At 72.8% G+C, this 22,796-nt stretch carries 20 protein-coding genes and 1 pseudogene; 13 read left to right on the top strand and 8 right to left on the bottom strand.

The window, feature by feature from the left end:
• Positions 1-72: 72 nt before the first annotated feature.
• Positions 73-285 (top strand): annotated as a pseudogene (locus KUV85_RS17700) (putative quinol monooxygenase); the annotation flags it as partial.
• Positions 286-487: 202 nt separating this feature from the next.
• On the opposite strand, the gene KUV85_RS17610 reads toward KUV85_RS17700, so the two are convergent.
• The 3 genes from KUV85_RS17610 to gmd are packed head-to-tail and all read right to left on the bottom strand — an operon-like array spanning position 488 to position 3,486.
• On the bottom strand, positions 488-1,387 hold the full coding sequence (locus KUV85_RS17610; RefSeq protein ID WP_237690165.1) for a hypothetical protein: 900 nt from the start codon (positions 1,385-1,387) through the stop codon (positions 488-490).
• Between the two features lie 45 nt (positions 1,388-1,432).
• Positions 1,433-2,506, bottom strand: a complete 1,074-nt coding sequence (locus tag KUV85_RS16640) for a sulfotransferase family protein (protein ID WP_219961002.1) — start codon at positions 2,504-2,506, stop codon at positions 1,433-1,435.
• Positions 2,503-3,486: a GDP-mannose 4,6-dehydratase gene (gene gmd, locus KUV85_RS16635; RefSeq protein ID WP_219961001.1), complete on the bottom strand. Its 984-nt coding sequence runs from the start codon at positions 3,484-3,486 to the stop codon at positions 2,503-2,505. The genes KUV85_RS16640 and gmd overlap by 4 nt, the downstream gene beginning before the upstream one ends.
• 116 nt (positions 3,487-3,602) lie before the next feature.
• On the opposite strand from gmd, the gene KUV85_RS16630 reads away from it, so the two are divergent.
• Positions 3,603-4,670, top strand: a complete 1,068-nt coding sequence (locus tag KUV85_RS16630; RefSeq protein ID WP_219961000.1) for a glycosyltransferase family 4 protein — start codon at positions 3,603-3,605, stop codon at positions 4,668-4,670.
• Between the two features lie 28 nt (positions 4,671-4,698).
• Entirely contained in the window at positions 4,699-5,619 is a 921-nt protein-coding gene (locus KUV85_RS16625; RefSeq protein WP_219960999.1) for a class I SAM-dependent methyltransferase, read from the top strand.
• On the opposite strand, the gene KUV85_RS16620 is transcribed toward KUV85_RS16625, so the two are convergent.
• On the bottom strand, positions 5,592-6,578 hold the full coding sequence (locus KUV85_RS16620; protein WP_219960998.1) for a GDP-mannose 4,6-dehydratase: 987 nt from the start codon (positions 6,576-6,578) through the stop codon (positions 5,592-5,594). The genes KUV85_RS16625 and KUV85_RS16620 overlap by 28 nt on opposite strands.
• Before the next feature lie 195 nt (positions 6,579-6,773).
• Here KUV85_RS16620 and KUV85_RS16615 point away from each other — a divergent pair, with 195 nt between their 5' ends.
• The 3 genes from KUV85_RS16615 (at position 6,774) to KUV85_RS16605 (ending at position 9,795) form a co-directional block, all read left to right on the top strand.
• Entirely contained in the window at positions 6,774-7,751 is a 978-nt protein-coding gene (locus tag KUV85_RS16615) for an NAD-dependent epimerase/dehydratase family protein (protein ID WP_219960997.1), read from the top strand.
• 5 nt (positions 7,752-7,756) lie between these two features.
• Positions 7,757-9,004 carry a glycosyltransferase family 4 protein gene (locus tag KUV85_RS16610; RefSeq protein WP_219960996.1) on the top strand — a complete coding sequence of 416 codons (1,248 nt, stop codon included), beginning with the start codon at positions 7,757-7,759 and terminating at the stop codon, positions 9,002-9,004.
• A gap of 80 nt (positions 9,005-9,084) precedes the next feature.
• Positions 9,085-9,795: a sugar transferase gene (locus tag KUV85_RS16605; RefSeq protein ID WP_219960995.1), complete on the top strand. Its 711-nt coding sequence runs from the start codon at positions 9,085-9,087 to the stop codon at positions 9,793-9,795.
• A gap of 4 nt (positions 9,796-9,799) precedes the next feature.
• Here KUV85_RS16605 and KUV85_RS16600 read toward each other — a convergent pair whose 3' ends face one another.
• Together KUV85_RS16600 and KUV85_RS16595 are read right to left on the bottom strand one after the other, a co-directional pair.
• Positions 9,800-11,122 carry an O-antigen ligase family protein gene (locus KUV85_RS16600; RefSeq protein WP_219960994.1) on the bottom strand — a complete coding sequence of 441 codons (1,323 nt, stop codon included), beginning with the start codon at positions 11,120-11,122 and terminating at the stop codon, positions 9,800-9,802.
• A 53-nt stretch (positions 11,123-11,175) separates the two neighbouring features.
• A complete protein-coding gene (locus tag KUV85_RS16595) occupies positions 11,176-11,442 on the bottom strand; it encodes a MoaD/ThiS family protein (RefSeq protein WP_219960993.1) in 267 nt (88 codons plus the stop codon).
• A gap of 133 nt (positions 11,443-11,575) precedes the next feature.
• Between KUV85_RS16595 and KUV85_RS16590 the strand changes: the two genes are divergently transcribed.
• The 7 genes from KUV85_RS16590 to KUV85_RS16560 all read left to right on the top strand — a co-directional run bounded on the left by KUV85_RS16590 (position 11,576) and on the right by KUV85_RS16560 (position 21,038).
• Positions 11,576-12,328, top strand: coding sequence for a response regulator transcription factor (locus KUV85_RS16590; RefSeq protein ID WP_219960992.1), 753 nt, complete (start codon positions 11,576-11,578; stop codon positions 12,326-12,328).
• A gap of 35 nt (positions 12,329-12,363) precedes the next feature.
• Positions 12,364-13,215 (top strand): mycothiol synthase, encoded by an 852-nt coding sequence (mshD, locus tag KUV85_RS16585; protein WP_219960991.1) that lies wholly within the window; start codon positions 12,364-12,366, stop codon positions 13,213-13,215.
• Between the two features lie 56 nt (positions 13,216-13,271).
• Positions 13,272-16,457 (top strand): hypothetical protein, encoded by a 3,186-nt coding sequence (locus KUV85_RS16580; protein ID WP_219960990.1) that lies wholly within the window; start codon positions 13,272-13,274, stop codon positions 16,455-16,457.
• Entirely contained in the window at positions 16,439-17,074 is a 636-nt protein-coding gene (locus tag KUV85_RS16575; RefSeq protein WP_219960989.1) for a hypothetical protein, read from the top strand. Before KUV85_RS16580 ends, KUV85_RS16575 begins: the two co-directional genes overlap by 19 nt.
• Before the next feature lie 85 nt (positions 17,075-17,159).
• Entirely contained in the window at positions 17,160-19,304 is a 2,145-nt protein-coding gene (locus tag KUV85_RS16570) for an RNA degradosome polyphosphate kinase (protein ID WP_219960988.1), read from the top strand.
• Between the two features lie 102 nt (positions 19,305-19,406).
• Complete coding sequence (locus tag KUV85_RS16565; RefSeq protein ID WP_219960987.1) at positions 19,407-20,024, top strand: DUF47 domain-containing protein; 618 nt, start codon at positions 19,407-19,409, stop codon at positions 20,022-20,024.
• 9 nt (positions 20,025-20,033) lie between these two features.
• Complete coding sequence (locus KUV85_RS16560) at positions 20,034-21,038, top strand: inorganic phosphate transporter (protein WP_237690311.1); 1,005 nt, start codon at positions 20,034-20,036, stop codon at positions 21,036-21,038.
• Positions 21,039-21,180: 142 nt separating this feature from the next.
• Here KUV85_RS16560 and KUV85_RS16555 read toward each other — a convergent pair whose 3' ends face one another.
• Positions 21,181-21,927, bottom strand: a complete 747-nt coding sequence (locus KUV85_RS16555; RefSeq protein ID WP_219960985.1) for a response regulator transcription factor — start codon at positions 21,925-21,927, stop codon at positions 21,181-21,183.
• A 59-nt stretch (positions 21,928-21,986) separates the two neighbouring features.
• Positions 21,987-22,766, bottom strand: a complete 780-nt coding sequence (gene pstB / locus KUV85_RS16550) for a phosphate ABC transporter ATP-binding protein PstB (protein ID WP_219960984.1) — start codon at positions 22,764-22,766, stop codon at positions 21,987-21,989.
• Positions 22,767-22,796 lie beyond the last annotated feature (30 nt).

Genomic DNA, 22,796 nt, shown 5'->3' with positions numbered 1-22,796 from the left:
GGCACGACGGGATCCTCGCGCCGTTGAGTTGGTCGGTCCTACAGCGGTCTCCCGACCGAGAGGACCTGATCCATGAGCGAGATCCACGTCGTGGCCACCATCCCCGTCAAGCCCGAGGCCGTCGACGAGGCGCGCTCCGCGCTCGGCACCCTCATCGCGGCCACCCGCCACGAGGCGGGCGTCGTGTCCTACGACCTGTACGAGTCCGCCTCGGCGCCGGGCACCTTCCTCATGGCCGAGCGCTACCGGGACCAGGCGGCGCTGGACGCGCACATGTCCTCGCCGCACCTCGCCGCACCTCGCCGCACCTCGCCGAAGCGTTCGCCGCGGCCGAGCCCCTGCTCGCCGGCGAGGTGGCCATCCACCCCTGCGGCCGGTCGACGTCGGCTGACCGCGGAGCACGTCCGGTACGGGAACCCTCGCGGGGAGGGCCGAGCGTGCCATGGTCCCGATGGCCCCCTCGAGGCCTCGCCCCGGCGGGACGCGGTCAGAGTCGACGCGAGGGCGGCGCGAGCTCGTCCAGTGCGGCGCGTCCGGCGGCGTCCTCGGCGTGCACCACCGCAACGTCCCAGTAGGACACGGCGCGGACGCCGACTTTCTCCTCCAGCGCGCCGGTCGCGTCCGGGACGTCCGCGACGGTCGTCCGGCCGACGAGCGCGCCGCCGTTGTCCCACACCGCGACGTCGCGGTAGCCCAGCTCGGCCAGCCGCGGCCACACCTCGAGGGGGTCATTGCCGGCGAGGCGGGAGAGCCGGTGGTCGTACTCGAAGAACAGCACCGGACGTACGTCGCCCCACGCGGCCGCGATGGCGGGCACCAGCTCGACGTCGTAGCCGTCGGTGTCGGACTTGGCCAGCCGCAGCCGGTCGAACGCGGGGTACGCCGTGCGCAGCGCGGACGGCGTCAGCGACCCGACGGCGTCCTCGGCCGCGCCTTCGGTGAAGCGCGTGGTGCCGCCGGTGCGGACCGCGGTGCGGGCGGCCGCGGTCTCCTCCCCCGTCGCGAGCAGGGCGTGGACGATCTCGACACCGGGCTCGTCGCCGAGGTTCGCCGCCAGGTAGTCCATGTAGTACGGGTCGGCCTCGATGCACAGCGCCCGCGCGTCGGTCGCCCGGCAGATCTGCAGCGTGGAGTCGCCGACGTTGGCACCGACGTCGAGGAGCGACACCGGCTCGCCGTCGTGCTCGGCGAGCAGTCGCGCCAGCTGGACGAGGTTCTGCCCGTAGGGGCCGTTGCCGGCGTAGTCGGGCAGCCGGTGCGACCACGGCAGCACCATGCGGACCCCCTGGACGTCGCGGACCACCCGACGGTGCGGGAACCGGTCGCGGACGAACCACTCGGCGTGCTTGCGGGCGCTGACGGCGAGGTGGCGCAGGCGGGAGGGCACGGGAGGCAATCTAGGTCATCCTGCGGTGCCCGAGGGCCGGCGTCCTCAGACCGACCAGTCGGCGAATCGCTGCCCGGTGAGCTCGCGCAGCTCCGCGGCCTCGGGCGCGAGGACGGCCCGCAGCCGCGCCAGCGACTCCTCGCTGGGGCGGGGCCGTTCGACGGGCGTGGCGATGCGGCGCGAGACGAAGCCGCGCAGCCGCGCGACCTGACCGGTGGGGAGCCGGTGCACCGCGCGGACCAGCCACGGCCGGCGCAGGGCGGCGTACCACCGCGGATGGACGCCCTTGTCGCCCCACACGTTGCGGGCCGCCAGGTCGTCCTCGCCCAGCGCGGGGCGGGGCAGGTCGAGGAAGTCGAAGATCGTGCCCAGCGTCTCCGCGCGGCGCTCCCCCAGGTCGGCCAGGTCCACCACGAGGATCTGCTCAGGTGCGAACCGGCGCCGCAGCTCCCGCAGCTGCGTCGCGTAGCGGCTCGGCGCCACCAGCCGGTGGTACGCCGCCTCGGCGTCGGCGACCTCGGTGTCGAAGTCCTCGGTGATCACGCCCCAGGTGACCTCCTCGACGTACTCCGCGATCGCGCGCTCGACGGGGTCGCGCACCAGGTAGACCAGCCGCGCGTCGGGCACCAGGTCGGCCATCCGGTCCACCACGCCGGGGAACAGCGGCCACTTGGTGTACTGCGGTGTCGACTCGCCGCGGTAGCGGGTCGTGCCGGTGAAGTAGTCTTGGTAGCGACCGACCCAGCCGCGGCAGTCGGGGTCGGTGAAGAAGCGCATCTCCTTGTCCTGCGACATCTCGATGTCGGGGTGCAGGTCCAGGTAGGTGTGCAGGCTCGTCGTCCCCGCCTTCGCCGCACCGACCACGACCAGGTTGGGCAGCAGGTCCGGGTCCGGCACCACGGCCGCACTGCCGCTGCGCACCACGCGATCGCGCGGCGCCACGCTCAACCCGCACCACGGGCACGTGTCGTGCGGGTGGCCGTCCTCGGCGAGGGTCCAGCCCAGCCGACGCATCTCGGGGAGGGTGCTCGTGGAGAGCACCGGCGGCACGCACAGGTCGCACTGCGCCGCGACCAGGTCGTCCCGGCCCGGGCGGGCGAACCGCGCCAGCGTGGTCACGCCTGACGGCCCACCAGGCGGCCGAGCTGCTCGAGGTCGGCGTCGACCATCAGCCGGGCCAGCCCCTCGGCGTGTGTGGCGGCCTCCCAGCCCAGCACGTCGCGGGCCTTGGACGCGTCGCCGATCAGCGCGTCCACCTCGGTGGGGCGCTCGTAGGCCGCGTCGTGGCGGACGTGGTCGCGCCAGTCCAGCCCGGCGTGGGAGAAGGCGTACTCGCAGAACTCCCGCACCGTCGTGCCGACGCCGGTGGCGAGCACGTAGTCCTGCGGTTCGTCGTGCTGCAGCATCCGCCACATGCCCTCGACGTACTCCTTGGCATAGCCCCAGTCACGGACCGCGTCGAGGTTGCCCAGCGTGAGGTGGTCGGTGATGCCGAGCTTGATCGAGGCGACCCCGAGGGTGATCTTGCGCGTCACGAAGCTCTCGCCGCGGCGCGGGGACTCGTGGTTGAACAGGATCCCGGAGACACCGAAGAGGTCGTAGGCCTCGCGGTAGTTCACCGTCACCCAGTGGGCGTAGACCTTCGCCGCGCCGTACGGCGACCGCGGGTAGAAGGCGGTGTGCTCGTCCTGCGGGGGCGGGGTCGCGCCGAACATCTCCGAGGTCGAGGCCTGGTAGAAGCGGCAGTCCAGCTTGGCGGCCCGGATGGCCTCCAGCAGCCGCAGCGTGCCGGTCGCGTCGGTCGAGGCGGTGTACTCCGGCATCTCGAAGGACACCTTCACGTGGCTCTGCGCACCGAGGTTGTAGACCTCGTCGGGCGTGATCTCCCGGATCAGGTTCACCAGGCTCACGCCGTCGGTCAGGTCGCCGTAGTGCAGGTGCAGGTCGGGGTGCTGGTGCAGGTGGTCGATCCGACTCCGGTTGAGCGTGGAGGCCCGTCGCACGAGCCCGTGCACCTCGTAGCCCTTCTCCAGCAGGAGCTCGGCCAGGTACGAGCCGTCCTGGCCGGTGATGCCGGTGATCAACGCGCTCTTGGTCACGAGGGCTCCTCTGCCGGGTCGGGGGCGAGCCGGTGTATTGAAGCATGCTGACCGCAGTAGTGTCGGCGTCGCTGCCGAACCCCGGACAGCTGAGCTCGAGCCGAAGGACGCGACCGATGCACGTGTTGATCGACGCGGTCGCGGTGCGCACCGGCAGCTCCGCCATCGTCGTGGAGCACCTGTTGCGCGGCTGGCGCACCACCGCGCCCGAGGACCGGCTGACCGTGCTCGCCGCACCGGACGGGCCGTCCTTCGCGGTGCCCGAGGGCGTCGCGGTGACCCGGGCCCACCCGCCGGTGTCCGGGCCCGTCGGACAACTGTGGCTGCGGACGGTGGCCGTACGCCGCGCCGCCCGCGACGTCGGCGCGGACGCCGTGCTCTCGGGGGTGCCCGCCAGCGGCCTGCTCCCGACCGGACGGCCGCGTGGCGTCCTGCTCTACGACCTGCGCCACGAGCTGCGGCCCGCACAGTTCTCGCGCGGCCAGCGATTGGCGCGGCGGCTGTCGTGGGGGTGGAGCCTGCGGCGGGCCGACGGCATCTTCACCATCTCCGAGCGCACCCTCACCGACCTGCGCACCCGGCACCGCGCCGTGGCGGGTCGCGGCGTCGCCGCCGTGCTGGGGTCGGACCACGTCACCGCATGGCCGCCCACGCAGCGGGCGGACCCGCCGTACGCGCTGGCCTTCGGGCACTTCGCCAACAAGAACGCCCACGCCGTCATCGAGGGCTGGGCGCGCTTCTGCCGCGCCGAGGACACCTGGCGGCTGCGGCTGGTCGGCATGGGATCGGCGGACCGCGCCGCGGCCACCCGCCTGGTCGAGGACCTCGACCTGGGGGACCGCGTCGAGCTGATGCCGTGGCTGGACGACGACGCGTTCCGTGAGGTCTTCGCCGGCGCGGGGCTGGTGGTGTTCCCCTCCGACTTCGAGGGGTTCGGGCTGCCGGCCGCCGAGGCGCTGCGGCTGGGCATCCCGGTCGTGGTCTCGGCCGACCCCGCCCTCACCGAGGTGACCGGCGGGTTCGCCGCTGTCGCCGACTCGGCGGCACCCGACGCACTCGCGACGGCGATGCAGGACGCGCTGGCGCGGACACCGGAGCAGCTCGCCGCCGGGCAGGCGTTCGCCGAGTCCTTCACCTGGGCCCGCACCGCCGCGACCGTCCGCGCCGGGTTGCTCTCGCCCTGAGCCGGCCGATCACGGCTAGAGTCGCCCGGTGCTCTCGTCGTACGGCTCGGCCAGCACCCGCCCCACGTGTCCCGCCTGTGCGGGCAGCGCGATCCGGCTGGGTCCCCGCTCCCGCGCGACCGGGCGCGCCATCGCACGCTGCGGGAGCTGCGGTGCGTCGTACTGGGCCACCGCCGACGCCGCGAGCACCGAGGTGGTGTCCGAGGCCGACATGTCGGGTGAGGACCTCGCCGACTGGGTCGACATCAAGCGGCCCGAGAGCGGCCCCGAGGCCTGGCGGGCGACCACGGCCCGGCTGCGCTCGGCGTGTCCCGGCACCGAGGCGCCGCTGCTCTACGACGTCGGCGCCGGCGACGGCTCCTACCTGGCCGTGGCGCGCGACGAGTTCGGCTTCCGCGTCGGCGGCAACGAGATCGTGGCGGCCGCCATCGACGTCGCCCGGGAACGCCACGAGGTCACGCTCGACCTGGGCGACCTCGGCGCCCTCGGCCACGACGGCGACATCGACGCGATCACCATGTGGTGCGTGCTGGCCCACGTGCCCGACGCCGACCAGCTGTTGCACGACGTGCGCGCCGCGCTCCGCCCCGGCGGCGTGCTCTTCCTGCAGACGCCGCGGCGCACCGTCGCCGACCGCGCCGCACAGTGGGTGCAGCGCGCCAGCGGCGGGCGGCTGAGCCGCATCGCGGACCGCCGCATCGCCGAGCACCACAGCATCCTGCACACCGAGCGCAGCATCACCGCGCAGCTCGGGCGCGCCGGCTTCACCGACGTGCGCACCGAGCCGGTCGCACGCTACTCGCTGCAGTCGCGGGCCTACCTGGCCTCGATGAACCCGCCCGACTGGACCCTCGGGCCCGCCTCGTGGCTGATGGACCGCGCCGTCGCCAGCCCTGCCGCACCCCGCATCGTGCTCGACGCCTACGCGCGCAGGCCGCTGACCGGGTGAAGGTACTCGGCCCGGTCCGCGACGCCGCTGCGCAGCCGGGCCAGGTCGACCGCCACCATGTGGCCCACGACGTCGGCGAATCGCGTCGGGGCCCGCCAGCCCAGGACCTGCGCCGCCGGCTCCGGGTCGGCGACCAGCACCGGCGTGTCCACCGGCCGCACCAGCGCCGGGTCCTGCTCGACGTACGCCGCCGGGTCGCCCAGGCCGGCGGCCGCGAACGCCGTGGCGACGAACTCGTCCAGCCCGTGCGGCCGGCCGGTGCCGATCGGCAGGTCGGCCGGCTCCGGGAGGGCGACCATGCGCCGGATCGCGTCGACGTAGTCGTCGGCGAACCCCCAGTCGCGGACCACGTCGAGGTTGCCCAGCGTGAGCCGGTCGGCCAGGCCGCACGCGATCGCCGCGGCGGTCCGGGTGATCTTGCGGCTGACGAAGGCGTCGGCGCGCAGCGGGGACTCGTGGATGTGCAGCCGGCCGATGCTCGCGTGGAGGCCGTGCTCGTCCCGCGCGGCGCGCACGACCCGCTCCGCGGCGGCCTTGGAGCGGGCGTACGGGCTCGCCGCGGCGTGCTCGTCGACCTCGGCTGAGGAGGCCTGGAAGAGCCGCACCTCGGTCCCGCTGCGGTCGCGCCGCTCGAGCAGTGCCTCCACCAGCACCTCCACCGCGGTCGCGTTCACGGCGTGGGTCAGCTCGGGCTCGGCCCAGCTGCGCCCGACCGAGCTCACCGCGGCGAGGTTGTAGACCTCGTCGGGCGAGGTGCGGCGTACGACGTCGCGCAGCGCGGCCGCGTCACGCAGGTCCAGCGGCACGACCTCGACCTCGGGGGCGTAGGTGGCCACCCGGCGAGCGCCGTCGCCGCCCGGCGTGACGGTCCCGGTCACCGCGATCTTGTCGGCGCAGAGCCGCCGGGCGAGGTAGAGGCCGTCCTGCCCGGAGGCGCCGGTGACGAGGGCGGTCTTCACGCCGCTCAGCCTAGGCCGTGGCCCGCGCGCGGACATCACGGCCGATCACCGACATCACTGTCCGCGATTCGGACCCTGACGGCTCAGTAACTTGCCCGCACCGGGGTCGTTGACCACCTCGAGCCGGCCGGTCCGGCTCGCGGTGTCCCTCGGGGGAGGACCTGCCGCCTCGTGCCTGACGAGAGGGAGAATCACATGGGTTCGGTCGATGTCCTGGTCGCCGGCGGTGGCGGCTTCATCGGAGGTCACCTCGTCGCCGACCTGCTCCGGCAGGGCAAGAGCGTGCGATCGGTCGACATCAAGCCGCTCGACCAGTGGTACCAGGTGCATCCGGACGCCGAGAACGTCCGTGCCGACCTCTCCCGCCGCGAGGACGCGTTCGCGCAGACCGCGGGCGCCGGCGAGGTCTACATGCTCGCCGCCGACATGGGCGGGATGGGCTTCATCGAGGCCAACAAGGCTGCCTGCATGCTGACGGTGCTGACCTCGACGCACATGCTCGAGGCCGCCCGCGCCGCCGACGTCGAGCGCTACTTCTACTCCTCCTCGGCCTGCGTCTACGCCGCCGACAAGCAGACCGACCCCTCGGTGACCGCCCTGAAGGAGTCCGACGCCTACCCCGCCATGCCCGAGGACGGCTACGGCTGGGAGAAGCTCTTCACCGAGCGGATGTGCCGCCACTTCCTCGAGGACTTCGGCCTGGAGACCCGCGTCGCGCGCTACCACAACGTCTACGGCCCCGAGGGCACCTGGACCGGGGGCCGGGAGAAGGCGCCCGCCGCCGTGTGCCGCAAGATCGCCGAGGCCGAGGTCAGCGGCCGGCACGAGATCGAGATCTGGGGCGACGGGGAGCAGACCCGCTCCTTCATGTACGTCGACGACTGCGTGAAGGGGTCGCAGCTGGTGCTGGCCGGCAACTCCCCCGAGCCGGTCAACGTCGGCTCCTCGGAGCTGGTGACGATCAACCAGCTCTACTCCATCGTGGAGGACATCGCGGGCATCACCTGCGAGCGCCACTACCAGCTCGACGCGCCGCAGGGCGTGCGTGGCCGCAACTCCGACAACACGATGATCCAGCAGGTGTACGGCTGGGAGCCGTCGATCAGCCTGCGCGACGGCATGGAACGCACCTACCGGTGGATCCACGAACAGGTGAAGCGGGCGCAGGGCTGATCGGCATGCGCATCCTGGTCCACGACCACAGCGGGCACCCGTTCCAGGCCCAGCTCAGCCGTGAGCTCTCCCGACGCGGCCACGACGTCACGCACTCCTACGTCAGCGGCTACGTCTGCGGCAAGGGACAGCTCGAGGCCGGTCCCGGCGAGAACCTCACCTTCGAGGGCATCGGCGGCGACGAGCCGGTCGACAACATGCGCCTGTTCCGCCGCCTGTGGCGCGAGATCACCCGCGGCTTCGACCTGGTCGCCGAGGTGCGCCGGATCCGCCCCGAGATCACCCTGGTCTCCAACGTGCAGATCCCGACGCTGGTGATCTTCACCCTCGCCATGCTGGTGATGCGCCGTCCGTGGGTGCTGTGGCACCAGGACGTGTACGCCGTCGCGGTGCGTTCCTTCTCCGGCACCAAGCTGCCCAAGCGGTTCGCGGTCGTCGCCGCCCTCTTCGAGGTCGCCGAGAAGTGGTGCTCGCGGCGGGCCGCCGCGATCGTGGTGATCGCGTCCTCCTTCGTGCCGGTCCACGAGAAGTGGGGCACCGCGCACAAGGTGACCGTGATCCCCAACTGGGCGCCGCTGGACGAGATCGTCCCCACCGATCGCGCCAACTCCTGGTCCGCCGAGCACGACCTGTCCGAGACCCGCACGCTGCTCTACTCCGGCACGCTGGGGCTCAAGCACAACCCGGCGCTGCTGGTGCAGCTCGCCCGGGAGGTGGCCGACCGCGGCACCGACGTGCGGCTCGTGGTCGTCAACGAGGGCCCGGCCGGCGAGATCCTCGAGCGCGAGGCGGAGCGGCTCGACGTACCGCTCACGCTGCTGCCCTACCAGCCCTACGAGCGGCTGCCGGAGGTGCTGGGCGCCGGGGACGTGCTGGTGGTGCTGCTCGACCGCGAGGCGGGCGAGTTCTCCGTGCCGTCCAAGACGCTGTCCTACCTGTGCGCCGGTCGGCCGGTGCTGGGCCTGATGCCGCCGGAGAACCTCGCCTCGGAGCTGGTCACCCGCGCCGACGGTCGCGCCCTGCCGCCGGAGCGCTCCTCGGTGGGCGATGCGGCCGCGTGGGCGTGCGGCGTGCTCGCCGACCCCGGGGAGGCGGCACGGGTCGGACAGCGCTCGCGCGAGCTGGCCGAGGCGGAGTTCGCACTGTCGGCCTGCGTGGACCGGTTCGAGGACATCCTCGGGTGCCGTTCGGCGGCCCGTCGGCTGCAGCCGCAACCGGAGCGCCGGCGGCAGCCGGAGACCGTCGCGAGCTGACCCGTACCCCCGGGACCGACCCGTCGTTGTACCCCGTACTGAGGATGCCGAAACCGCTCGGGGGACGTGAGGGTGACGACATGGGGTTCAAGCGGACGTTCGACCTGGTGGTGGCCTCGCTCGCCGCGATCGTGTGGTTGCCGGTGGTGGCGGTCGCCGGGCTGATGGTGCTGGTCGCCTCGGGACGCCCGATCTTCTACCGCTCCGAGCGACTGGTCGGCGTACGCCGCCCGATCGAGATGGTGAAGTTCCGGGTGATGGTGCGCAACGCCCACCGCATCGACGCCAGCCGGGCCGGCGACCACTTCCTCAACCACCCCGCCGACTCCCCGCTCTACACGCGCGTCGGTCGCCTGCTCGAGCGCTGGGGCATCACCGAGATCCCGCAGCTCTTCCACGTCCTCAGCGGGAAGATGAGCATCGTCGGCGCCCGGCCGCTGACGGCCGCGGTCGACGCGGCGCTGCGCCAGCAGTACGGCCCCGTGGACCAGCGCTTCGGCACCCCCGCCGGGCTGACCGGCCCCCCACAGCTGGTGGGGCGCGACGAGCTCAGCGCCGACGAGCGCCTCCACCTCGAGGCGACCTACTGCCAGACCGCCCGCCACGGCTACCGCCTGCGGCTGGACTTCCTCATCCTGCTCTACACGGTGCTGATCGTGCTGCACGTCAAGAAGCCGCTCACCTATCAGGGCGCCCTCGACCTGGTGCAGCGTTGCGGTGCCACGAAGGCCACCGGCGTCGCGCTGCCGGCCCGTCCCGAGCTCAGCACCCGCTCCATCCCCGTCGACTGACCGTTCAGGGCTGGGCCGGCGTGGCGTCCTGACGGGACTCGTCGACCTCGGGGCGCACCGCGTCCGCGTCGGGGTCCCTCCCACCCCGGAACTGGCCGAGCGCGGGCAGGATCGCCAGCGAGATCGGCACCCACAGGGTGCGGTCGTAGAGGCTGGGCAGCGCCGCGGTGGAGCCGATGAACGCCCACACCAGGTAGCCCAGCCGCCGCAGCGGGTGGTCGAGGAAGAGCGGGCGGGCGAGGACGTAGAGCGCCACGAGGTACGCCGGCGCCCCGAACAGCCCGATCGCCACCACGACCGCGACGAAGCCGTTGTGGATGACCTCGACGTTGACCAGCCCGCTGCCGAACAGCGGTGACTCCGCGAAGCGCTCCAGGCCGTAGTCGAGCACCGTGCTGCGACGGCTGTCGGCCACCGCGGAGGTGCCGTCGCCGGCCAGGCGGGAGATGGCGCTGTCGTCGCCGCTGCTGCCCACGATCAGCGGCAGGGCGGCGATGGCGAGCCCGACGGCCGCGGCCACGAAGAAGCCCCACACCGCGGACTTCTCCACCACCGGCACCATCAGCACGAGCACGATCGCGACCAGCAGGGCAGCACGGCTGCCGCTCATCGAGATCGACAGCGCCGACGCGGCACCGATCGCCAGCAGTACCCCGCGCACCCGCAGGTCGCGGTGCTCGTGCAGCAGGAACAGCACGATCGCGATCGCCGCGACGCCGGCCAGGCCGAAGGCGTTCTCGTGGTGGGTCAGGCCGTTGAACCGCCCGTTGGAGATGCGGCCCTCGTAGAGCGCGTAGGCCACGCTGAGCATGTGGCCGGCGAGGTAGGACCACAGCAGGCGCACCACGATCGAACGATCGGGTCGCCACCACGCGATGACCAGCGGCAGGCCGCCGAGGAAGAACAGCCACTGCACCAGCTGGAAGATGCTCAGCACCGGTTCCCCGCCGGCGACCGACCCGATCAGGCCCCAGCAGCCGACCAGGCCCACGGCGACCACGTAGGTCGTCGGCACCCGGAGTCGCCGCTGCAGCAGCGTGGGCAGCAGGAGGGCGATGCCCGGGATCAGCAGCACGTCGGTCGGGGTCGCGACGCCGCCGCTGAGGTGCTCGATGCCGCGATACATCGGCGCGGTGGCGAACGCCCCCATCAGGAACCCGATGGCGACGGTCTCGGCGCCGCGCACCAGCAGCAGGACCAGCACGGCCGCCGCCGCGAGGGCGCCGGCACCGTAGAGCAGGCCCTGGGTGGCGACCGCCACGAGGGCGGCGGTGACCAGGACCGCGACACTCGCGAGGAGGACCTCGCGTCCAGACAGGCGAACCACGCTTCCTCCGGGTGTCGTCGGATCCGGCGGCCGATGCTACCCCGGCCGGCCCCTCAGCCCCCCGCGAACGGCGGCAGGAACTCGACGGTCTCCCCGGGGCCGACCTCGACCTCGTCCGGCACCCGCGTGGAGACCGGCTCCTCCCCGACCAGGACCGAGCACACGGCCAGCACGTCGGCCAACCGGGTGCCGGGGTGGCGGCGTACGGCCTCCGCGACGAGGGCGGCGAGCGTCCACGGGGCGTCGGCCTCGACGAGGTCCTCGGCCGTGCCGGCGGCGCTGCGGGCGGCCGCCCAGTACCGCAGTCGGATGGTCTGCATCACTTTTCCTGTCCGTTGCTCCCCGATGTCGTCACGATCTCGGTATCATCATCTGTCACCACACCGTGGCCGGAGCCCACCGACGTGTTTCGGTCTCTCGACGCGGCGCCCCGCGCCGGAGAGAGGACACCGAATGAGCACTCTGCTGCTTCTCACCAGCGCACTGCAACCCTCCGCCGAGGTGCTGCCCGGCCTCGCGCTGCTCGGCCACCAGGTCAAGGTGCTCCCCGCCGAGGGCAGTGCCCTGCTGGAGGCCCCCGACGCCGACCTGCTGCTGGTCGACGGCCGCCAGGACCTCGCCCAGACCCGCGACCTGTGCCGCCTGATCCGCACCACCGGCACCGAGGTGCCCTTCCTGCTGGTCACCACCGAGGGCGGCCTCGCCGTCGTCGCCCACGACTGGGGCATGGACGACGTGGTGCTCCACACCTGCGGCCCCGCCGAGCTCGAGGCCCGCATCAAGCTCGCCATCGGGCGTTCGGCCGCGGCCCGCGACGCCGACGACCCCGAGGCCCACCTGATCCGCTCCGGCGCGGTCACCGTGGACGAGGCGACCTACACCGCGAAGGTCGGTGGTCGCCCGCTCGACCTGACCTTCAAGGAGTTCGAGCTGCTGAAGTTCTTGGCGCAGCACCCCGGCCGCGTGTTCTCCCGCCAGCAGCTGCTCCAGGAGGTCTGGGGCTATGACTACTTCGGCGGCACCCGCACCGTCGACGTCCACGTGCGCCGGCTGCGCGCCAAGCTCGGCCCCGAGAACGAGACGCTGATCGGCACCGTCCGCAACGTCGGCTACCGCTTCGTGCTCCCGGCCAAGGAGCAGGAGAAGGTCGAGGGCGACGCCGCGACGACCGCGACGGCGCCCGCCACCGAGAGCGTCGAGGCCTGACCGACGGGCCCGCACTGCGGTCTATCCTCGCGGGGATGAGCACCCCCGACCCTGCTGACGTCGACCCCACCGCCGTCGTGGCGGCCGTACGCCGCGCCTGTCGCGACGCCGGCGAGCCCGACCCGCTCGACGAGGCCGCGGACCTGCGGCTGGTCCGCGACGGCCTCACCGCGTTGCCGCACTGGGTCGCGACGGACGGGTTCGCCGTCGTGCGCGACGAGGAGCTCGACCTCGCCGTCGCCCCGCACGCGCGCCGGCACGGCACCGGGGCGGACCTCGTCGGGCGTGCGGTGGCCGCGACGCCCGGTCGCCTCACGGCCTGGTCCCACGGCGACCACCCGGGCGCGGCCGCCCTCGCCGCGGCGTACGGGTTCGAGCGCGTGCGCGAGCTGTGGGTGATGCGCCGGCCCACCGCGGAGCCACTGCCCCAGGCCGGCGTGCCCGACGACGTCACCGTCCGGTCCTTCCGCCCGGGCGCCGACGAGGACGCGCTGCTGGCGGTCAACGCCGCCGCCTTCGCCGACCACCCCGAGCAGGGCGACCTCGACCGGGACGGCCTGGCCCAGCGCATGGCCGAGCCGTGGTTCGACCCGGACGACCTGCTGCTCGCGGTCGCGCCGGACGGCGAGCTGTTGGGCTTCCACTGGACCAAGCGGCACGACGCCGAGCACGGCGAGGTGTACGTCGTGGGCGTCGCGCCCAGCGCGCAGGGACGTGGCCTCGGTCGCGTCCTGACCGTGGCCGGGCTCGCCCACCTCGCCGAGCGCGGCATCGCCGAGGTCCACCTCTACGTCGAGGGCGACAACACGCCCGCCACCACGCTGTACGGCGACCTCGGGTTCACCCGGGCCCGATCCGACACCCACGTGCAGTACCTCCGGGGCTGACCGCTCGTTGAGCGTTTCGTGGTCCTCCAGCGCTCCCGACGGATAGCATCGACGCGATGAGCTCGGTCAGGGATTCCTCCCCGGATCCGGAAGAGGCTCCGGACGACGCGGCGCGCCGACGGCGCGGCCGCTTCGGGCTGTCCCGCAAGCGTCGGGACCCGAGCGCGGAGGGCACCGCCGAGGCCTCGGCGGAGGCCCAGCCCGAGGTCGGCGTACTCGGCGAGGACGACCTCGCCGCGATCATCCAGCGGGGCGCCCAGAGCAACTCCGTGGCCCCCGAGGACGACGTGGCCCGCCGCGTGCAGGAGCGCCACGACCGTCCCCGGACCGCCGTGACGGTCTCGGAGGAGGAGTTCGAGCAGGTCGACTGGAGCGCCGCAGCGCTCCCCGACGCGCCCGCCCGCCCGGAGGCACCGGCGGCGCGGACGACGCAGCCCCCGACTCCGGCTGCACCGCCCACTCCCCCCGCCACGCCACCGGCGACCGACGCCACCGACGCGACCGGTGACGACGAGGCCGACCGCAAGGTGATCGCCGCAGCCTTCGACCAGGGCTTCGCCGAGCCGCTGCCCGTCGAGGAGAAGCGCGGCGGCCTGGGACGCCTGCGGCGCCGCGGTGGGCCCGCCGACGACGCCGTCGCCGACGTCATCGAGCTCAAGCGCGACGCCGAGGAGGCCGCCGCCGAGAGGGAAGCCGGACAGCGCGCGGCCGACGCGGCCGTGGCCCGTGCCGATGCCGCCGAGCAGGAGGCCGCCGAACTCGCCGCCGCCGAACGCCGCGCCAGCGAGGACGCCGACCGTGCCGCTGCCGAGGCCGCCCGACTGGACGGCGTACGCCGCGACGAGGCGGAGGCACGCGCCGCCGAGCAGGCCGAGGCCGCCCGGGTCGCCCGGCAGGAGCGGGAGGAGGCCGAGGCGCGTGCGGCCGAGCAGGCCGAGGCCGCGCAGGCCGCCGCGAGCGAGCGGGAGGCCGCCGAGGCGCGAGCCGCCGAGACCGAGGCGAGCTACAAGCGGGCCCTCGCCGAGCAGGCCGAGGTGCACGCCGCGGAGCAGGACCGGCTGCGGGGGGAGGCCGCCGAGGCCCAGCGTGTCGCCGACGAGAAGGCGCAGGCCGCCGAGGAGGAGTACCGCCGCGCCCTGGCCGAGCAGGCGGCGGCCGCCGACACCGAGTCCGGTCGCCGCGAGGAGGCCGAGGCCCGCGCCGCCGAACAGGCCGAGCTCGCCCGCGCCGCCGCCGAGGAGCGCGAGGCCGCCCAGGCCCGCGTCACCGAGCTCACCGGGACCGCCGAGGAGGCTGCCGCAGCCCGCGACGCGGCCGAGGCGCGTGCCCAGCAGGCCGAGACCGAGCTGGAGCGTGCGCTGGCCGAGCAGGCCGAGCAGCACGCGGCGGAGAAGGCGCGCCTGGTCCAGGAGGCCGCCACCGAACGTGCGGCGGCCGAGGAGCGGGTCTCCGAACAGGTCCGGCTGGCCGAGGCCGCCGTCGCGGCCCGGGAGGCCGCCGAGGCGAGCGCCCGCAGCGCGCAGGAGGAGTACCAACGCGCCGAGGCCGAGAAGGCGCAGCTGGTCGACGCCGAGTCCGGTCGCCGCGAGGAGGCCGAGGCCCGCGCGGCCGAACAGGCCGAGCTCGCCCGCGCCGCCGCCGAGGAGCGCGAGGCCGCCCGGGCGCGCGTCACCGAGCTGACCAGCGCCGCCGAGGAGGCCACGGCCGCCCGTGACGCCGCCGAGCACCGCGCACGACAGGCCCTCACCGAGTACGAGAACGCCGCCTCCGAGCAGCAGGCCCGGTTGGCAGCGTTGCAGGCCTCGCTGATCCAGATCGAGGAGGAGGCCGCCCTCCAGGCGCGCGCTCGGATCGAGGCCGAGCAGGCCGCGACCGCCCACGCCCGGGCACGCGCTGCCGCCGAGCAGCTCGCCGCGGAGCAGGCCGTCGCCCGCGCCGAGGCCGAGGCACGCGCCACCGAGCTGGTGCAGCAGGCCGCCGAGGCCCGCGCCGCCGCCGAGCGGGCGGCGACGGCCACGACCGCCGCTGCCGCGTCGGCCGCGGCGCCGATGGCGGGGCCGCAGGTGACCGAGCCGGCAGTGGAGCCGGAGTCGACCGCGGACCCGCTGACCGATCCGCTCTCCTCCCTCGACGCCGACGAGCCGGTCCTGGCAGCCGAGCTCGCCACCGACGAGGTCGACCGGGCCGACGAGACCCAGCACGAGGCCGAGGACCGCCACGAGGCCGAGGAGGTCGAGGCGGCCGAGGAGGTCGAGGACGACGAGACCGACGGCTTCGACGACGTCGAGGACCTGGCCGGACTCGAGGACCTCGAGGCGATCATCGACGCCGAGGACGCGGAGGGTGTCGACCCCGAGCAACCGGAACCGGCCGAGGACATCGACGCTGAGCCCGCCGACGGGGCGAGCGAGCCCGAGACTGCGTCCGAGGAGCCCGAGACCGACGTCCCGGTCGTCGTGGCCGACGACCTCGAGCCCGAGGTCGAGGACCTCGACGCCGAGCCGACCCCCCTCCCCGCGGACGAGGAGTCGGCGCTGGTCGAGGACGAGGAAGCACTGGTCGACGACGACGCCGTGGAGGAGCCCACTCCCGAGGCGGAGCTCGACGCGGACCTCGACCCGGAGCCCGAACCCGCACCGGAGGACCGCCCGCTCACCGCCACCAGCGCGTTCGCACCGGCAACCACCCCGGCGGCGGAGCCGGAGGAGGTGGACGAGACCCTCACCGGGGACGACGAGGCCGCACCGGCGGACGACAGCAGCGAGCCGGCACCGGACGCCGCCGTCGCCGCGGTCGGGGCCGTCGACGCCACCCACCGCAGCTACCACGCCAAGCGCGGCTCCGACAGCCTCGCCCCCATCGCCCTGCTGGCCGCCCTCGCCTGCGCCGGCGTCCTGGGGCGCCAGGCCTACTTCGGCGAGCTCACCGCGGACCTCGGCCTCAGCGTCGGCCTGACCGTTGCCGCCGTGGCGCTGCTCATCTTCGCCGTGCGGATGACCAACTCCTCCCGCATCGTCCACCTCGACGACCGCGGCCGGCTCAAGCTCACGCTGGGCGAGAACCGGCACGAGTTCGACCTCGCCAGCCCCGGCACCGAGATCGAGCAGGTCGGCGAGCCCGGCCAGCGCGGGTGGAAGATCCTCGTCCTGCGCCGCAACATGGCCCCGATCACCATCGACGCGACGATGGTCGACCCGGGCTCCTTCACCCAGGCGGTGCGCCAGTGGCGACCCAACCTCTGAGCGGCCCTCCCGACGACTCCGAGACCGCGGCGCTGCGGGCCGAGCGGGACGCCCTTGCGCGACGTGCCGCGGCCGCCGAACGCCGCATCGCCGAACTCGAGACCGAGCTCGCCCGCGCCCGCGGTGAGTTGGCACAGCAGGCCGACCGGGAGCAGGACGACGGCCTGTCGCTCTTCGAGGGCGGCGAGAGCACCGGCAGCCCCATCGCCGGAGACGGCAGCGACCCCCGAGCCCTGCCGCTCATCCTCGGCGCCACCGCGATCGTCGCCGCCATGGTGACCCTGCTGGCCTTCCTCAACGGCAACCTCTTCACCTGGTTCGGCATCGGCATGGCCGCCATCACCGCGGGCCTGGCCTACGCCGCCGTCGCCACCCGCGTGGAGCCGGTCAGCGTCCACCTCGCCCGCGGCATCGTCCACATCGAGCAGGGCGACACGAAGTACCGCTTCGACCTCAGCCACGAGGCCACCCGTGTCGAGCAACACGGCCGCCCCGGTGACAGCGACTGGCGCATCACCTTCGCACGGCGCCACACCGGCCCCTTCAGCGTCGACGCCACCATGGTCGACGCCGCGGCGTTCAGCGCACAGGTCCAGCAGTACCGCCCCTCCCTCTGACCCGTCGACGACGCGCCACCGGGCCCCACCTCGGCGCTGCTCCGACTTCACCGCCCGTTCACCGGTCGATGGAAGAATCCGACCCATGACGCTGCACTCGCTGCCCGACTCCCCCGACGACGACGCGCCGGCCGGCGGCACCGTCGAGGAGACCGGTGCAGCGGAGACCGCGGCGCACCACATCGCCGAGACCGAGGGCCGGTTCCTGGACCGTGAGCTGTCCTGGCTCCGGTTCAACGAGCGCGTCCTCGAGCTCGCCGAGGACCCCGACCTCCCGCTGCTGGAGCGGGCACGGTTCCTGGCCATCTTCACCAGCAACCTGGACGAGTTCTTCATGGTGCGCGTCGCCGGCCTCAAGCGACGCATCGCCACCGGGCTGGCAGTGCGTGCCGCGTCGGGCAAGATGCCGCGCGACATCCTCGAGTCGATCTGGACCCTCAGCCGCGAGCTGATGCAGCGCCAGGCCCGCACCTTCCGCGAGCAGGTCGCTCCGCTGCTCTCGGAGGAGGGCATCGAGGTCGTGCGGTGGTCCGGGCTCACCAGCGAGGAGCAGGAGTCCAGCTCGCGGCTCTTCCGCGACCGCGTCTACCCCGTGCTGACGCCGCTGGCCGTCGACCCGGCCCACCCCTTCCCCTACATCTCGGGGCTGTCGCTCAACCTCGCCGTCACGCTGCGCAACCCGCTGACGGAGAAGGAGCACTTCGCCCGCGTGAAGGTGCCGCCGAACTTCGACCGCTTCGTGGCACTGGGCAACGACCGCTTCGTCCCCCTCGAGGACGTCATCGGCGCCCACATGGACCGGCTCTTCCCGGGCATGGAGGTGCTGGAGGCCCACACCTTCCGCGTCACCCGCAACGAGGACGTCGAGGTCGAGGAGGACGACGCCGAGAACCTCCTCGCCGCCCTGGAGAAGGAGCTGCTGCGCCGCAAGTTCGGCCCGCCGGTCCGCCTCGAGGTCGAGGAGTCGATGCCGGCCGAGATCCTCGAGCTGCTCGTCTCCGAGCTCGACGTGGCCCAGGAGGAGGTCTTCCAGCTCTCCGGCCCGCTGGACCTGCGCGGCCTGCACAGCATCGCCGACCTGGGCCGCGAGGAGCTGAAGTACCCCGCCTTCGTGCCCAGCACCCACACCCAGCTCGCCGAGGTGGAGTCCGCCGCCCCGGTCGACGTCTTCAAGGCCATCCGGCGCCACGACGTACTCCTCCAGCACCCCTACGACTCGTTCGCCACCTCGGTGCAGCGCTTCATCGAGCAGGCGGCCGCCGACCCGCACGTGCTGGCGATCAAGCAGACCCTCTACCGCACCTCGGGCGACTCCCCCATCATCGACGCCCTCATCGACGCCGCCGAGGCCGGCAAGCAGGTGCTGGTGCTGGTCGAGATCAAGGCACGCTTCGACGAGCAGGCCAACATCACCTGGGCCCGCAAGCTGGAGGAGGCCGGCTGCCACGTCGTCTACGGCCTGGTGGGCCTCAAGACCCACTGCAAGCTGTCACTGGTGGTGCGCGACGAGCCCGAGGGCATCCGTCTCTACACCCACATCGGCACCGGCAACTACAACCCCAAGACCTCGCGGCTGTACGAGGACCTGGGCCTGCTGACCACCAACCAGGACGTCGCCGAGGACGTGGCGCACCTGTTCAACAACCTCAGCGGCTGGTCGCGCGGGGCGACGTACGACGAGCTGCTGGTCGCGCCGGACACCGTCCGCAGCGGTCTCATCGAGCAGGTGCACCGCGAGATCGAGCACCAGCGCGCCGGGGGCGAGGGCCACGTGCGGATCAAGGCCAACTCCATCGTCGACGAGGAGATGATCGACGCGCTCTACCTCGCCTCCTGCGAGGGGGTGAAGGTCGACCTGTGGATCCGCGGCATCTGCGCGCTGCGGCCCGGCGTCCCCGGACTGTCGGAGAACATCACGGTCCGCTCGGTCCTCGGCCGCTTCCTCGAGCACAGCCGGGTCTTCTGGTTCGCCGGCGGCGGCGAGCCGGTCGCCTGGATCGGCTCGGCGGACATGATGCACCGCAACCTCGACCGCCGCGTCGAGGTCCTGGTGCGCCTCCCCGGTGCCTCCGCGACCAAGGAGGTCGGCCGGCTGCTCGACCTCGGCTTCGACCCCGAGACCGAGGCCTGGGACCTCAGTGCCGACGGCAACTGGCACCGCGTCCGCGGTACTCGGCACCTGCAGGAGACGCTGATCGCACGCCAGCGGAAGCGTCGCAAGACGGGCTGACCGAGACCGACTGGTCGACTCGACGAGCGGCCGAGTTCCTGGTTGTGCGCACCCCTCACCTAGCATGAGTTCCGTTCGTCTCCGCCTCACCAGGAGTTCATCTTGGGCCTGCGCCTGCGACCGGTCGACCAATCGTTCTACGAGCTGTTCTCCACAGCCGCCCAGCACCTCGTCCTCGGTGCGGACATCCTGGCGGAGATGCTGGCTGACGGAGCGGACCGTGAGGGCATCGCGCAGCGCATGCGCGAGGCCGAGCACGAGGCCGACGAGACCACCCACGAGCTGGTCCGCAAGGTCAACAAGACCTTCGTGACGCCGTTCGACCGCGAGGACATCTACGCCCTCGGCGGCGGGCTCGACGACGTCATGGACCTGATGGACGAGGCCGTCGACCTGATGCTGCTCTACGAGGTCCACGTGCTGCCGCCGGAGTGCTCCGAGCAGGTCCAGCTGCTCCAGCAGTGCGCGTCACTCACCGCGGAGGCCATGCCCCGCCTGCGGTCGACGAAGTCGCTGGAGGACTACTGGATCGAGATCAACCGTCTCGAGAACGCCGGCGACCGCAACCACCGGCGTGCCCTGGCCAAGTTGTTCTCCGGTGAGTACGACACGTTGACGGTGCTCAAGCTCAAGGACGTCATCGAGGCGCTCGAGAGCGCCATCGACGCCTTCGAGCAGGTGGCCAACACCGTCGAGCAGATCGCCGTCAAAGAAGGCTGATCGGTGACCCTGACCCTCGCGATCGTCATCGCGGTCGTCGTGATCGCGCTGGTGTTCGACTACACCAACGGCTTCCACGACGCAGCGAACGCCATCGCGACCTCGGTGTCCACCCGTGCGCTCACGCCGCGCGTCGCCCTGGCGTTGGCAGCGGTGATGAACTTCGTCGGCGCGTTCCTGGGCCAGAAGGTCGCCCAGACCGTCAGTGAGGTCATCAAGCCCGACCAGGACAACCACGGCCTGATCGTGGTCGCCGGCGGACTGCTCGGCGCCATCATCTGGAACATCATCACCTGGTACTTCGGCATGCCGTCCTCCTCCTCGCACGCCCTCATCGGCGGCCTGGTCGGTGCGGCGATCGGCGGCCTGGGCACCGACTTCGTCGAGTGGGACGCCGTGGTCGGCAAGGTGCTGATCCCGATGATCGTCTCGCCGATCGTGGCCATGGGTCTCGGTGCTGCGGTGATGTTCGCGATCATGTGGCTCTTCCGCAAGGCCAGCCCCGGCAAGGCCAACCAGGGCTTCCGCATCATGCAGACCATGTCAGCGGCGGCCATGGCGCTCGGCCACGGCCTGCAGGACGCGCAGAAGACGATGGGCGTCATCTTCCTCGCCCTGGTCACCGGCGGCTACGCCGGCGCCAGCGACGACCTGCCGCTGTGGGTGATCTTCTCCGCCGCGGCCGCGATCTCGCTCGGCACCTGGGCCGGCGGGTGGCGGATCATGCGCACGTTGGGCCGCCGCATCATCGACCTGGACCCGCCGCAGGGATTCGCCGCGGAGTCGGTCGCGGCCAGCGTGCTCTACACCACGGCGTACGCCGTCGAGGCGCCGATCTCCACCACGCACACGATCACCTCGGCCGTCATGGGCGTCGGCGCCACCAAGCGCCTCTCCGCGGTGCGGTGGGGCGTGGCCCGCTCGATCGTCACCGCGTGGGTGCTGACCTTCCCCATGGCCGCCCTCGCCGCCTGGGGCTGCTACGAGATCCTCCACCTGGTCTCCGGCGTCTAGGGGTCTCGACACGCTCGCCGGCGCTCGCGGCTCGACCACCAAGCGACCGCGCTCCCGCTGCCCCCCCAGATCGAAGCCTTGCTGGTCGAGCCGACGGCGCGAGGAACGAGCGCCGTCGCGTCGAGACCACCAGCACCGGTGCTCACAGGGTGAGCGAGTAGCCCCGTCCCCGGATGCGGCGGATGGCCGCGGTCCCCTCCAGCCGGTGCCGCAGCCGCGTCACGTGCATCGCGATGGTGTTGCCGCTCGGGCGCTTGCCGGCCGGGCCCCACAGGGCCGCCCGCAGGGCGTCGTCGGTGACCACCTCGGGGGCCGCCAGCAGCAACGCCCGGAGCAGCTCGAACTCCTTCAGCGGCAGGTCACCGATCCGGCTCTCCCCCACCCGGACGCTGTAGGAGCCCGCGTCCAGCTCGATGGGGCCGAACCGCACGCACGCGTGGTCGTCGAGCGCCCGCGGTGCGCGGTCGAGCACGTCGACCAGCTCCTCGGGCACGTACGGCCGTGACACGACCGCGTGCGCACCCAGCAGCATCAGCTCACCCGCCTCGGCCGCGGCATCGGAGCACACCCCGATGACGACGTACGCCGTCCCCCGCTCGGCCACCGTGGTGACGAACTCCAGCGTGGCGCCGCGCTCGCTGTCCGCGGCGACCACCACCACGTGCGGATCGAGGCGGCCGAACTCGATGAGCCCCTCCGTCGTGGTGCCCACCCAGGTCACGTGAACGCCACGGCCGGCCATCGCCGTCTCGAGCCCGTCGTGGTCCTCGCTCGGGTCGACCACGAGCACGTGGGCACCGGCGGCCTCCGCCCACCGGTGGAGGTAGGCACGGACCGACGTGGCACGGGGCGACGCCGTGGCGTCCACCCGGCTCGCCCGCCTGCTCATCGGGGTTCGGCCTGCGGGGCTCGCCTGCGCGGCACCGCGTTCCTCGGCGCCACTACGGCTCACCCAAAGCGACCGGAGATGTAGGCCTCCGTCGATTCCTGGTCCGGGTTGGCGAACATCTTCGTCGTCGGGTTGAACTCGACCAGCTGGCCGGGCTCCCCGGTCGCGCGCAGGTTGAAGAACCCGGTGTCGTCGGAGACACGGGCCGCCTGCTGCATGTTGTGGGTGACGATGACGACGGTGTAGCTGTCCTTGAGCTCGTGGATCAGGTCCTCGATCGCCGAGGTGGAGATCGGGTCCAGCGCCGAGCAGGGCTCGTCCATCAGCAGCACCTCCGGCTCGACCGCGATGGCGCGGGCGATGCAGAGCCGCTGCTGCTGGCCGCCGGACAGGCCGGCACCGGGCTTGTCGAGGCGGTCCTTGACCTCGGTCCAGAGGTTCGCGCCCTTGAGCGAGCGCTCGACCACCGAGTCCGCCTCGTCCTTCTTCATCCGCTTGGCGTTGAGGCGGTTGCCGGCCAGCACGTTCTCGTAGATCGACATCGTCGGGAACGGGTTGGGCCGCTGGAAGACCATGCCGATCTGGCGGCGTACGGCGACCGGGTCGATCGTGGGGTCGTAGAGGTCCACGCCGTCCACGACGACCTTGCCCTCCACGCGGGCGCCCGGGATCACCTCGTGCATTCGGTTCAGCGACCGCAGGAAGGTCGACTTGCCACACCCGGAGGGGCCGATGAACGCCGTCACCGAGCGTGCCTTGATGGACATGTTGACGCCCTCGACCGCGAGGAAGTCCCCGTAGTAGATGTTCAGGTCCGAGACGTCGATGCTCTTCGCCATGTCAGTTGATTCCTTGGACTCGTTGGTGTC

The sequence above is a fragment of the Nocardioides panacisoli genome (genome assembly GCF_019448235.1).
GTDB classification, from domain to species: domain Bacteria; phylum Actinomycetota; class Actinomycetes; order Propionibacteriales; family Nocardioidaceae; genus Nocardioides; species Nocardioides panacisoli_A.
Note: the sequence above shows the minus strand (reverse complement) of the source record. Positions and strands in the feature narration are given on the sequence as shown.